The sequence below is a fragment of the Spirillospora sp. NBC_01491 genome, from assembly GCF_036227065.1.
In the GTDB taxonomy this organism is placed as follows: domain Bacteria; phylum Actinomycetota; class Actinomycetes; order Streptosporangiales; family Streptosporangiaceae; genus Spirillospora; species Spirillospora xylanilytica.
In genome coordinates this window covers 4058166-4071149 of record NZ_CP109432.1, presented here as the reverse complement: position 1 = coordinate 4071149, position 12984 = coordinate 4058166, and the positions used below count along the sequence as shown (strand labels likewise).

Annotated in this window: 9 protein-coding genes; 6 read left to right on the top strand and 3 right to left on the bottom strand. The window is 73.7% G+C overall.

From position 1 onward, the window contains the following. Positions 1 to 20 precede the first annotated feature (20 nt). The 5 genes from OHA34_RS18840 (at position 21) to OHA34_RS18820 (ending at position 7191) form a co-directional block, all read left to right on the top strand. A complete protein-coding gene (locus tag OHA34_RS18840; RefSeq protein WP_329522347.1) occupies positions 21 to 3071 on the top strand; it encodes a bacterial transcriptional activator domain-containing protein in 3051 nt (1016 codons plus the stop codon). Between the two features lie 489 nt (positions 3072 to 3560). Continuing rightward, positions 3561 to 4709, top strand: a complete 1149-nt coding sequence (locus tag OHA34_RS18835) for a methyltransferase domain-containing protein (protein WP_329522346.1) — start codon at positions 3561 to 3563, stop codon at positions 4707 to 4709. Positions 4710 to 4799: 90 nt separating this feature from the next. Then, complete coding sequence (locus tag OHA34_RS18830) at positions 4800 to 5366, top strand: hypothetical protein (RefSeq protein WP_329522345.1); 567 nt, start codon at positions 4800 to 4802, stop codon at positions 5364 to 5366. A gap of 35 nt (positions 5367 to 5401) precedes the next feature. Continuing rightward, positions 5402 to 6535: a sensor histidine kinase gene (locus tag OHA34_RS18825; RefSeq protein WP_329522344.1), complete on the top strand. Its 1134-nt coding sequence runs from the start codon at positions 5402 to 5404 to the stop codon at positions 6533 to 6535. Next, positions 6532 to 7191 (top strand): response regulator, encoded by a 660-nt coding sequence (locus tag OHA34_RS18820; protein WP_285942536.1) that lies wholly within the window; start codon positions 6532 to 6534, stop codon positions 7189 to 7191. Before OHA34_RS18825 ends, OHA34_RS18820 begins: the two co-directional genes overlap by 4 nt. A 17-nt stretch (positions 7192 to 7208) precedes the next feature. Here the strand turns inward: OHA34_RS18820 and OHA34_RS18815 are convergent, their stop codons facing one another. The 3 genes from OHA34_RS18815 to OHA34_RS18805 form a co-directional block, all read right to left on the bottom strand. Continuing rightward, positions 7209 to 8276 (bottom strand): NYN domain-containing protein, encoded by a 1068-nt coding sequence (locus OHA34_RS18815; RefSeq protein WP_329522343.1) that lies wholly within the window; start codon positions 8274 to 8276, stop codon positions 7209 to 7211. Positions 8277 to 8424: 148 nt separating this feature from the next. Then, entirely contained in the window at positions 8425 to 8667 is a 243-nt protein-coding gene (locus OHA34_RS18810) for an acyl-CoA carboxylase subunit epsilon (protein WP_432763084.1), read from the bottom strand. Positions 8668 to 8676: 9 nt separating this feature from the next. Further along, positions 8677 to 10278 carry an acyl-CoA carboxylase subunit beta gene (locus OHA34_RS18805; RefSeq protein ID WP_285942534.1) on the bottom strand — a complete coding sequence of 534 codons (1602 nt, stop codon included), beginning with the start codon at positions 10276 to 10278 and terminating at the stop codon, positions 8677 to 8679. Between the two features lie 112 nt (positions 10279 to 10390). Between OHA34_RS18805 and OHA34_RS18800 the strand changes: the two genes are divergently transcribed. Further along, positions 10391 to 12979 (top strand): phosphoenolpyruvate carboxylase, encoded by a 2589-nt coding sequence (locus OHA34_RS18800; RefSeq protein ID WP_329522423.1) that lies wholly within the window; start codon positions 10391 to 10393, stop codon positions 12977 to 12979. Positions 12980 to 12984 lie beyond the last annotated feature (5 nt).

Genomic DNA, 12984 nt, shown 5'->3' with positions numbered 1-12984 from the left:
ACGCACGCGTCTACGATGGCGTGGACGACGTCCGCTCGACCACCCAGAGACCGGCGATCGGCAGGGGCGCGATGGTGACACGGCATGGGCAGAGGACGCCCGTTCGGGGCCGGCGCGGCCCCGGCGACGTGCTGGCCGGGCTGGCGGCGGTCGCGGCGCTGGCCGCGCTGCTCGGCGGGGTGCCGTGGGCGCTGCTGACGTTCTTCGGGTCGCCGCTCCCCGGGCGGCTGCCCGAGCTCGGCGACCTCACCCACCGGGTGGGGCCCGGGTCGGTGCTCACCGTGCTGGTGGTGCTGGTCTGGCTGGCCTGGCTCCAGCTCGCGCTGTGCGTGGTCGTCGAGGTGTACGCGGGCGTCCGCGGGGTCGGCGTGCCCGCGCGGGTGCCGCTGGCCGGGGGCACCCAGTCGCTGGTGCACCGGCTGGTGGTGGCGGCCCTGCTGCTGTTCACCGCGGCGACCGTGATCGCGCCGGCGTTCTCCGGCGGCGGCCTCGCGCAGCGTCCCGCGCAGGCCCAGGAGCTGGCGCGGCCCCAGCTCCAGCCGCAGCCGCAGCCGCAGACGCAGGAGTTCCAGCATGTCCCGGCGGAGCCGCAGCGGGCCGCCGACCGGATGGCCGCCGACCTCACCGCGAACCCGGCCGCGAAGGTGGCGACGACCAAGATCTACCGGGTCCAGCCTCCGGAGGGACGGCACCACGAGAGCCTGTGGGAGATCGCCGAAAAGTGCCTCGGCGAGGGCCGCCGGTACAAGGAGATCTACCGGCTGAACCAGGGCCGGGTGCAGCCCGACGGCACCAAGCTCAGCATTTCGAGCCTGATCAGGCCGGGTTGGATCCTGGAGATGCCGGCCGACGCCAAGGGCACGCAGGTCGTCCCCGCCCGGGATCTCGACGACTACTACCGCCACGGGCACCCGGTCCCGCACGAGCAGCCCCGCGACCAGCCCCCGCACCAGCAGCCGGGAGAGCAGCCGGGAGAGCCGGCGCCGGGCGCGGCGGCGGCCCCCGCGCCGGACGCGCCGGTGCAGGAGACGCCCAGCGTCGAGAAGCCCACCGTCGAGACCCCGGCACCCGAGACGCCCTCCGTCGAGACGCCCGTGCCGGACGGTTTGGCGCAGGGGCCTGTGGCGCCCCGGCCGCACGAGGAGATGGGCGGCAAGGCCGGGAGCGGGGGCGTGTCGGTCCCCGGGCAGGGTCCGTCCCTGTCGTTCGACCTCGAATGGCCGCAGGGCCTGGCGGCGGCGTCGCTGCTGGCGGCGGGGCTGCTCGGCGCGCTCGGCCGGCGGCGCCGCACCCAGATGTGGCACCGCGCGTTCGGGCACGCGATCGTCCGTCCCGAGGGCGCCGCCGCCGAGACCGAGCGGGCGCTGCGCATCGGCGCCGACGACGACGCGGTGCACCTGCTCGACCTCGGGCTGCGGCACCTGTCGAAGTCCATGGCGGCGGGCGGACGGGCGCTGCCGACGGTGTACGGGGTGCATCTCGGGCCGGGCAGCCTCGACCTGTGGATCGCGCCCGCCGACCGCAACCCGCCCGCGCCCTGGCAGGCGTTCGACGAGGGCCAGGTGTGGCGGCTGAAGGCCGACTCGCTCGCCGGGCTGGAGTCGGCCGACCTCGCCGACGTGCTGGCGCCGTACCCGGGGCTGGTCTCGATCGGCACCAACGACAACGGCCGGATCCTGGTCGACCTGGAGGCCGCGCACGGCCTGATCGCGCTGCGCGGACCCGAGGACGAGCGGCGCGCGGTGCTGGCCGCGCTGGCGCTGGAGCTGGCCACCAACCGCTGGTCCGACCACATGCGGATCACGCTGGTCGGGTTCGGCGCCGAGCTCGGCGAGGGGCTGGCCGAGATCGCGCCCGACCGGGTCCGCGCCGTCCCGACGCTGGCCGACGCGCTGCCCGAGCTGGAGGGCCGCACCGAGGAGGTGCGGCAGGCGCTGGCCGCGTCCGGCGTCGACTCGGTGCTCACCGGACGGTGCCGCGGCGTGTTCGGCGAGGCGTGGATGCCGCACTACCTGATCATGGCCGACCAGCCCACCGAGCGGGAGGCCGACCGGCTCGTCGCGCTGGCCCGCACCGGCACCCGGATGGCCGCGGGCTACCTGGTCCCCGGCGAGGTGCAGGGCGCGACCTGGACCTGGGAGGTCGACCCGGCCGGACGGCTGAAGGCCGGCGTCCTCGGCTTCGAGGTCGACGCGCAGCTCGTCCCGGACGAGCACTACCGGGGCGTCTTCGAGCTGTTCCGCACGGCCGGGCGGCTCGACTCGGTGCCGCTGCCCGAGCCCGCGGGCGCGGCCGAGCCGCCCAGCGGGGACCGGTCGTCGGTCGACATCCGGCTGCTCGGCCCGATCGAGATCGACGCGCCCGGCCCGATGGACGAGAGCCGCCGCGGCCTGTGCACCGAGGTGCTGGTGTACCTGGCCGCGCATCCGAACGGCGTGCACCCGACGGTGCTGAGCGGCGCGGTGTGGCCGCGCGGCGTCAGCGCGGGCGTCCGCGACGCCTGCGTGGCGCGGGTCTCCGACTGGCTCGGACGGGACGCGCGCGGCCGGCCCAACCTCTACTACGACGACCGGGGACGGATCCGGCTCGGCTCGGAGGTCCGGGTCGACTGGGCGGTGTTCCGGTGGCTGGTGTGGCGGTCGGCGGCCGAGCCCGCGTCCGAGCCCGCCTACATGTCCTACGCGCTCGACCTGGTGCGCGGGCCGGTGCTGGCGGGCCGGTCGCGCGGCCGGTACGGGTGGCTGGCCTCGCACGACCTGGAGTACGAGGCGGTCGCGCGGGTGATCGACGTCGCGCACCGGCTGGTCGTGCTGCGGCTGGACGAGGGCGACGTGCGCGGCGCGATCGGCGCGGCGCGGGCCGGGCTGCGGCTCGCCCCCGAGGACGAGGGCCTCTGGCGCGACCTGCTGCGCGCCACGCAGGCGACCGGCGACCACGCGCAGGTGCGGGTGGCCGTCGAGGAGCTGCGCGGACGGGTCGGCCGCGATCCGCTGCTCGACCAGCTCCAGCCCGAGACCGAGGCGCTCGTCGAGGAGCTCATCCCCGAGGGGCACCACGCCGCCTCCTTCTAGCCTCGGCAGACGAGCCCGGACCTTGATCGGCAGAGCCGTCCCAGACCTGGGCTGGAACCCGGACAACCTTGGGCACACCAGTAGGGCCTGGGGACGCCGCGAACCTAGCGTGTCGGGTAATGCACTGCACGTCGTTACCGGTGGGAGGGTCGAGTGGCAGCCTCGCCCTGTGCCGCAAGTGGCCGCGACGCGGTCGGCGGTGGTGCTGCGGGAGGCGGCGGGGTTCCTGCGTCGCTGCGAGCCGAGTTCCCCCGGGCCGGCGTCTGCGGCTGATCCGGTGACGGCGGCGAGGAGGTCACGGTTCGGGTGCTGCACGGGTGAGGGCTTGCCGTGCGGCGAACGGCCGCGCCGGGTCGGATGAAGGGAGTTCGCGATGGGCAGGCATGAGGAGAAGAAGGGCGGCGACGGCAAGTGGGACAAGCCGATCCCTCCGCCGGAGAAGGACGATCCCAGGGATGGCGGCAAGCACGAGAAGGACGGCAAGTAGCGATGGCCGATCATGCCGAGCTGTCCGCGCGGCTGGTCACTGAGCTGGTCGAGGCGGGCGATCTGGCACCCGACTGGCGTACGGCGTTCGAGGCGGTGCCCCGGCATCGGTTCGTGCCGGACACGGTGTGGGTCGAGGACGGGGACCGGCTGGTGCCGGTGGACCGTGCCGACGACAAAACGGCGTGGCTGGAGCGCTGCTATGCCAACGACTTCGTCATTACCCAGGTGGACGACGGTGTTCCGGCCGGACCGGGACGGACGGGCCGGGAGATCACCAGCTCGGCCAGCCGTCCGGACGTGGTGGCGCTGATGCTGGCGGCGCTGGAGATCGAGCCGGGCATGAGTGTGCTGGAGATCGGTACGGGAACGGGGTGGAACGCGGCGTTGCTGGCCGAACGACTCGGCTCGGACAACGTGACCTCGGTGGAGGTGGACCTGGGGGTGGCCGACCGCGCCCGCGCCGTGTTGTGGGACGCGGGCTACAAGCTCACCGTCGCGGCCGGGGACGGTGCGCTGGGGTATCCGTCGTCCGCGCCGTTCGATCGGGTGATCGCGACGGTGGCGGCCGACCGGGTGCCGTATGCGTGGGCGTCGCAGACTCGGCCGGGTGGGCGGGTGCTGGTGCCGTGGACGACCGACTTCCACAACGGCGCGCTGCTGTCGTTCGAGGTGTCGCGGGACGGCGCGATGCGGGGTCGGATCGTGGGGAACGTGGCGTTCATGCGGCTGCGCGACCAGCGCGGCAGGCGCGCCTCGCTCGACCGCGACGTGCACGACGAGGACCGGGCGCGCCGGTCGGTCACCGACCTGCACCCCTACGACCTGCTGGGTGAGTACGACGTGTCGTTGGCGGTCGGGCTCAGGGTGCCGCGCTGCAAGCTGATCGTTACCCACCACGACGACGGGGCGTACACGGTGTGGCTGGTCGATCCGTGGTCGGGGTCGTGGGCCGGCCTGGAGTACGAGCCGGGCGCGGATCGGTTTCCGGTCCGGGAGTCTGGGGAGCGGGACCTGTGGCGTGAGGTGGAGGCCGCCTACCGATGGTGGGACGGGCTCGGCCGTCCGGCCGCTGACCGGTGGGGCCTGACGGTCATGCCCGAAGGCCAGCATGTCTGGCTCGACACCGAGGAACACCGCATCGGCCCGTAGCGGCATACGTGCCTCCGTCGCGGGAGGGAGGGGAGAGATCGCCGGTGTCGGCGATGTCCGGAGGGGGGTGCGCGAACGAGGATTCAGGGCGTGAACAGAAACCTTCCCTTCATCGCCGCGCCGCTCTTGGCCACCGTCTACGGGCTCGTCCGCCTCGTGGACGGGATCGGCGGCCGAGGCCCCGGATTCTTCTGGACGGCCGGGCATGCGGCCTTCCTCGCGGCGCTGGTCCTCTTCGTCCCCGCCCTGCTGGAGATGCGGAGGCGGGCGGGACGCGGTGGCTTCGCCACGGTGACCGCGGTGGTCGGGATCGTCGGGATCGGGTTCGCCATGGCGCAGATCGGCATCGACATCGTCGTCGGCGTCCTGGCCACCGACGACGCTCACATGCAGCGGATGTTCCACGACGTCCAGAGCGTTCCCGGGGTGGGGCTCGCGGTCTACGAAGCCGGGCCGCCGCTGTTCTACCTCGGCCTGCTCGCCGCGATGATCCATCTCGCGGTGGTCCGTGTGGTGCCGGTGTGGGCGCCGGTGGTGCTGACGCTCGGCGTGATGGTCTCGATGGTCGACCTGGACCTGCTGCCGCTGGCCGGACTGCTGATGACCGCCGCACTCGTGCCGCTGGTCCGCCCGGTCCGGGTCTCCGCGCACGCGTGACAGAATCACGATCTGTGTCCGCTATGCCAGCATTTGTGCCGCTCCGTCGGCTGGCGGCGTCGTCCTGGTCGGACGCGGTGCTCGCCGCCGCCGCGACGCTCGCCCAGATCTGGCCGCTGCTGACCACACCGGACGCGGGTCAGCCCTGGCACTGGTGGGGGTACGTCGCGGCGGCCGGTTCGGCGCTGCCGCTGGTGTGGCGGCGCCGCGCCCCGGCCCCCGTCCTGATCCTCTGCGCAGGCTTCGGCACGCTCTACGACGCCGTCGACCACGTCGCGTCGCAGCCGCTCTGGTATGGCGTGCTCGCCGCGCTCTACACCGTGGCCTCCCGCTCCCGTCCCCTGGTGCGGCTGTCGATGTTCGCCGTCCTCTCCGTGGGCGGGATGGTCACCGTCGGCTCGGCCAACACCGCGTTCCGCGGCGTGATCCTCTACGTGACCGTCTACGCGCTCGGCCGCGCCGCCGCCGGGGCGCGGGCGCAGGCCGCCGTCCTGGAGGAGCGCGCCGGACGGCTGGAGCGCGAGCGCCGGGTGGACGCCGAACGGGCCGCCGAACGCGAGCGGGCCCGGATCGCCCGGGACATGCACGACGTGCTGGCCCACTCCATCAGCCTGATGGTGGTGCAGGCCGAGGCCGGGCCGGTGGTGATCGGCAGCGCCCCCGACCGGGCCGCCGCCGCGTTCGACGCGATCGCCGGGACCGGCCGCGACGCCCTGGACCAGCTCCGGACCATGCTCAGCGTGCTCAAGGAGGAGGACGGGACGCGCGCGCCGCAGCCGACGATCGACGACCTGCCCGCGCTGGCCGGCCAGGTCGCCGGGGCGGGCCTGACCGTGCGCTGCACCGCCGAGGGCGAGCCCCGCCCGCTCCCAGCCGCAGCCGGCGTCGCCGCGTACCGGATCGCCCAGGAGGCGCTGACCAACGTGGTCAAGCACGCCGGCGCGGCAAGCGCCGAGGTGCGGTTGAACTGGACGGAGGACGGCCTGATGATCAGCGTCGTGGACGACGGCCGGGGCACGGGCATGGGCCTGCCCTCCAGCGGCAACGGGCTGATCGGCATCCGCGAGCGCGCCGCCGCGTGCGGCGGCACCGCGTCCGCCGGGCCCCGCGCGGACGGGCCGGGCTTCGAGGTGTCGGCACGGCTGCCGCTGGCGGGGGCGATGGCATGACGATCCGCGTCGTGGTCGCCGACGACCAGGAGCTGGTCCGGGCCGGCTTCGCCATGATCCTCTCGGCGCAGCCGGACATCGAGGTCGTCGCCGAGGCCGGGGACGGCTTCGAGGCGGTCGGCGCGGTCCGCGAGCACGGTCCGGACGTGGTGCTGCTCGACATCCGGATGCCCGGGATGGACGGCATCGAGGCGGCCCGGATCGTCTGCGCCGAGACCGGCTGCCGGGTGATCATGCTGACCACGTTCGGTCAGGACGACCACGTGTTCGAGGCGCTGCGCGCCGGCGCGAGCGGGTTCCTGCTCAAGGACGTCCGGCGGGACGATCTGGTGCACGCGGTGCGGATGGTCGCGGCCGGCGACTCGCTGCTGGCGCCCTCGGTGACCCGCACGCTGATCGCCGCGTTCACCTCCGGCGCGGCGGTGCGCCCCCCGCAGGCCGGACGGCTGGACGCGCTGACCGCCCGCGAGCGCGAGACGCTGCGGCTGCTCGCCCGGGGGCTGACCAACGGGGAGATCGCCGCGGCCCTGGTGGTCAGCGAGCACACCGTGAAGACGCACGTCAGCAACGTGCTCACCAAGCTCGGGCTGCGCGACCGGGCGCAGGCGGTGATCGCCGCCTACGAGACCGGACTGGCCGTCCCCGGCCGGATCTGACCGCGCCCCGGGGCGCGTCAGTCGGACTTGCCGACGCCGATGCCGAACTCGCGGTAGACGCGCTCCCAGAAGCCGTCCCGCAGCCAGGTCCGCGCCTCCTGGTAGGGGCGCAGCGAGCTGCCGAGGTCCTTCTCGGCCTCGATCAGCAGCTCCTTGTCGATGACGGGCGGCAGGATCGGGCCGGGCAGCAGGTCGCGGATGTTGTCCCGGCCCCGCTCGAAGATCCACTTCTGGGCGACATGCTCGCCGATCTCCAGCATGTGGTGCCGGTCGGGGCCGAGCCGCCCCTCGGTGCCCGGCGTGAGGGGCGTGGAGTTCAGCGTGGCCGCCACGGTGGCGGGCGTCACGGTGGGCCCGGCCGCGGGCACGGTGGCGCGGACCGTCGCGGCGGCCGGCGAGGGCCGCACCGCGGGCGCGCGGCCCGCGAACACCTGCGCGGGCGACGGGACGGGGCTGGCGTGGTTGGCGGCGGCGGCGTCGCGGGCCGCGGCGGCGGTGCCCGGCGCGGGTACCGGCAGCACTTTGGCCTTGGTGAAGTAGGGGCGCAGGAAGTCGGCCGACAGCACCTCGACGGTGTCGGACTCCCACACCAGCCACTCGGCCTGGTTGGACCCGTGCGTCGGCTCGACGCCCCACAGGTGCACGCGGACCCCGTACCGCTGCGCCGCCTCGACCGCGGGCAGCATGTCCTCGTCGCCGGCCAGCAGCACCGCGTCGGTGATCGCGCGGTGCCGGGCCAGCGCCTCGAGGTCGGCGCGGAGCTGCGCGTCGACGCCCTTCTGCTGCCCCTGCGCGTTCAGGTTGCCCAGCCGCAGCTTCACCAGCGGCAGGTTGGCGATCACCCGCTGGTCGACCGTCGGCTGCCGCTTGGGCGCCGCGTCGAACCAGTACACCCGGAGCAGCTCGCCCAGCAGCTGGTCGTCGGCGTGGCTCGTCAGCAGCTTGATGAGCTTCTCGGCCGCGACCCGGTACTCCCGCCGCGAACCGCAGCCGAGGAGCAGCGCACCTGAGGCCGCGTAGAGGTACCCCGCGTCGACGAAAACGGCGTAGCGCGCGGGCTGTGGGACGAACTCCGAGGTGGCCATGGCCTTTCACCTTATTCGTGCGGAGGCCGTCGCTGGGCGCGAAACCACGGTTACATGTTCGGGGGAACATTCCGGGATCGGCGCCCCCGACGTGGTTCCACCGCAGCTCGGAGGCTCTGCGGCGGACCTGTCCCACGGCGGGTCGCGGCTACCCCGGCAGCGCGCTCGCCCGCCACGCTCCCGGGCCGCGCGGTCTCATCGCCGTACCCGCGGCGCCACGTACCAGCCGGGACCGGTCGGCCCAGCGGGACGGGCGGCGCCCGTCGCCGCCGGCCCGCGCCGTGGCCGCGGCCTGGGCGCGGGCGGTGAGCACCGCGATGAGCGCCGCGACCTCCTCGGGCGTTGGCTCGCCCCGCACGATCTGAAGGAACGGCCTGTCTTCGGCAGTCACCAGAGTCTCCTAAAGCGGGATGTTGCCGTGCTTCTTCGGCGGGAGAGTCTTGCGCTTCTCGCGCAGCGCGCGCAGCGCGCGCACGATCTGGCCGCGCGTCTCGGACGGCTTGATCACGTTGTCGACGTAGCCGCGCTCGGCCGCCACGTAGGGGTTGGCGAGGGTGTCCTCGTACTCGGTGATCAGCTCGGCGCGGCGCGCGTCGGCGTCGGCCGCGCTCTCGGCGGCGGCCAGCTCGCGCCGGTACAGGATGTTGACCGCGCCCTGCGCGCCCATCACCGCGATCTGCGCGGTCGGCCAGGCCAGGTTGATGTCGGCGCCGAGGTGCTTGGAGCCCATCACGTCGTAGGCGCCGCCGTACGCCTTGCGGGTGATCACCGTGACCAGCGGGACGGTCGCCTCGGCGTAGGCGTAGAGCAGCTTGGCGCCGCGCCGGATGATCCCGTTCCACTCCTGGTCGGTGCCGGGCAGGAACCCGGGCACGTCCACGAAGGTCAGCACCGGCACGTTGAACGCGTCGCAGGTGCGGACGAACCGCGCCGCCTTCTCGGAGGCGTCGATGTCGAGCGTCCCGGCGAACTGCATCGGCTGGTTGGCGACGACGCCGACCGAGTGGCCCTCGACCCGGCCGAAGCCGCAGATGATGTTGGGCGCGAACAGCTCCTGGACCTCCAGGAACTCGCCGTCGTCGAGCACGTGCCCGATGACGGTGTGCATGTCGTAGGGCTGGTTCGGCGAGTCCGGGACCAGCGTGTCGAGCTCCTCGACCAGCTCCTCGGGGTCGACCGGGCCGCCGAGCTCGGGCGGGTCGGAGAGGTTGTTGGACGGCAGGTACGACAGCAGCGCCTTGACGTACTCGATCGCGTCGCCCTCGTCGGAGCCCTGGTAGTGCGCCACGCCCGACTTGGAGTTGTGCGAGTGCGCGCCGCCGAGCTCCTCCATGGTCACCTCCTCGCCGGTGACCGTCTTGATCACGTCCGGCCCGGTGATGAACATGTGCGAGGTCTGGTCGACCATCACGATGAAGTCGGTGATCGCGGGGGAGTACACCGCGCCGCCCGCGCAGGGGCCCATGACCAGGGAGATCTGCGGGATCACGCCGGAGGCGTGCACGTTCCGCTTGAAGATCTCGGCGTAGAGGCCGAGGGCCGCCACGCCCTCCTGGATCCGCGCGCCGCCGGAGTCGTTGATGCCGATGACCGGGCAGCCGGTCTTCACCGCGTGGTCCATCACCTTGCAGATCTTCTCGCCGAAGACCTCGCCGAGGGAGCCGCCGGACACGGTGAAGTCCTGGCTGAACACCGCCACGTGGCGGCCGTCGACCGTGCCGTGGCCGGTGACGACGCCGTCGCCGTACGGGCGGTTCTTCTCGATCCCGAAGTTGGTGGAGCGGTGCCGCGCCATCTCGTCGAACTCGACGAACGAGCCGGGGTCCAGCAGCGCGTCGATCCGCTCTCGGGCGGTCATCTTGCCCTTGGCGTGCTGCTTCTCGACCGCGCGTGCGGAGCCCGCGTGCACCGCCTCGTAGCGGCGCATTTCCAGATCTGCGATCTTGCCCGCGGTCGTGTGGATGTCGAAGTCCACCACGGGTTCAGGAGCTTCCGTCGCCATGCCCGCCAGGGTAACCGCACGCCGCTGCGGCGGGTGCGGCCGGGGCGCCGATATCCCTGCTCAGTACGCTTGGCATGTGGCTACGAACACGCGTGACACCCTTCGGCAGGACATGCCCGAACCGCTGCGGCGCGATGTGCGGCTGCTGGGCGCGATGCTCGGCGACAGCCTCGTCGAGTACCGGGGCAGAGATCTCCTGGACGACGTCGAGCGGCTGCGGCACGCCGTGATCGCCGCCCGCAAGGGCGAGATCGACGGCGCCGAGGTCGCCGCGCTCGTCGACGGCTGGACCCTGGAGCGCGCCGGGCAGGTCGCGCGGGCGTTCACCGTGTACTTCCACCTCACCAACCTGGCCGAGGAGCACCACCGCATCCGGACGCTGCGGGAGCGGGACCTCGGCGAGAGCGTGTCCGGCTCGATGGCGGCGGCGGTGGAGGAGATCCGCGCGGCCGGCGGCGACCGGCTGGCCGGGGTGGTCGAGGGGCTGGAGTTCCGGCCGGTCTTCACCGCGCACCCGACCGAGGCCCGCCGCCGCGCCGTCGTCACCGCGATCCAGCGGATCAGCGACCTGCTCGCCGCGCTGAACGCCGAGCCGGGCGTGCGCGAGCGCGACGACGTCGAGCGGCGGATGCGCGAGGAGATCGACCTGCTGTGGCGCACCGCGCTGCGCCGCAACGCCCAGATGGACCCGCTCGACGAGGTCCGCACCGCGATGGCCGCGTTCGACGAGACGATCTTCCGGGTGGTGCCGCAGATCTACCGGGCCCTCGATGTGGCCCTGGACCCCGCCGGAACCGGCGCCCGGCCGCCGCAGGTCCGGCCGTTCCTGCGGTTCGGGAGCTGGATCGGCGGCGACCGCGACGGGAACCCGCACGTCACCGCCAAGGTCACCCGCGACGCGGTGGTGATCCAGGCCGAGCACGTGCTGCGCGCGCTGGAGGCCACCTGCGGACGGGTCGGCCGCGAGCTGACCGCGCACGTGTCCACCACGCCGCCGTCCGAGGAGCTCGGCAACGCGCTGGCCGCCGCGCGGACCGCGCAGCCCGAGCTCATCGGCGGGATCGCCAAGCGGTCCCCGGGCGAGCCGCACCGGCAGTTCCTGCTGTTCGCGGCGGCGCGGATCCGGGCCACCCGCGAACGCGACGCCGACCTGGCCTACGGCTCGCCGGACGAGCTGCTCGCCGACCTGCGGACCGTCCAGGAGTCGCTGGCCGGGGCGGGCGCGGCACGGCAGGCGTACGGGCGGATCCAGCATCTGGTCTGGCAGGTCGAGACGTTCGGCTTCCACTTGGCCGAGCTGGAGATCCGGCAGCACTCGGAGCTGCACGAGAAGGCGCTCGCCGAGCTGCGCGCGGACGGTGAGCACAGCGAGATGACCGACGAGATCCTCGACACGCTGCGCGTGGTCGGCTGGATCCAGCGCCGGTTCGGGGTGCGGGCCTGCTCCCGCTACGTCGTGTCGTTCACCCGCACCGCCGCCGACATCGCCAACGTGCACGAGCTGGCCGCCTCGCTCGGCGACGACGCGCCCGTCCTGGACGTCGTCCCGCTGTTCGAGACCGGTGAGGACCTGGAGCGGGCCCCCGAGGTGCTGGAGGGGATGCTGGAGATCCCCGCCGTCCGGCGCCGGCTGGACGAGACCGGCCGCCGCCTGGAGGTCATGCTCGGCTACTCCGACTCGGCCAAGCAGCTCGGCCCGGCCAGCGCGACCCTGCGGCTGTACGACGCCCAGGAGGCGCTGACCGCGTGGGCGGCGGCCAACGGGATCACGCTGACCCTGTTCCACGGCCGCGGCGGCTCGCTCGGCCGCGGCGGCGGCCCGGCCAACCGGGCGATCCTGGCCCAGGCGCCCGGCTCGGTCGCGGGCCGGTTCAAGGTCACCGAGCAGGGTGAGGTGATCTTCGCCCGGTACGGCCACCGGGAGATCGCGCGGCGGCACGTCGAGCAGGTCGCCAACGCGGTCCTGCTGGCCTCCACGGACGCCGTCCAGGACCGGGCCAGGGAGGCCGCGGCGCGGTACCGGCCGCTCGCCGACAAGATCAGCGACGCGGCCCGGGACGCGTTCCAGTCGCTGATCGGGACCGAGGGCTTCGCCGCCTGGTTCGCCCGGGTCAGCCCGCTGGAGGAGATCTCCGAGCTGCGCATCGGCTCGCGTCCGGCGCGCCGCAAGGCCGCCCGGGGGCTGGAGGACCTGCGCGCGATCCCGTGGGTGTTCGCCTGGACGCAGACCCGGGTCAACCTGCCCGGCTGGTACGGCATCGGCAGCGGTCTCGGCGCCGTCTCGGGCGGCGGGACCGACGTCGGCGAGCTGCGCGAGGCGTACGAGGCGTGGCCGCTGTTCGCGGCGCTGCTCGACAATGCCGAGATGAGCCTGGCCAAGTCCGACCGGGCGATCGCCGAACGCTACCTGGCACTGGGCGACCGGCCGGACCTGTCGGCCGCCGTCCTCGCCGAGTACGATCGCACCCGCTCGCTGGTCCTGGCCGTCACCGGCCACGACCGGCTGCTGGAGAACCGCAAGGTCCTCTCGCGGGCGGTGGAGCTGCGCAACCCCTACGTGGACGCGCTGTCCCACCTTCAGCTCCGCGCGCTGTCGGCCCTGCGCGAGGGCGTCGCCGACGAGGCCGAACGCGGCCATCTGGAGGAACTGCTCCTGCTCTCGGTCAACGGGGTCGCCGCCGGCCTCCAGAACACCGGCTGATGGTG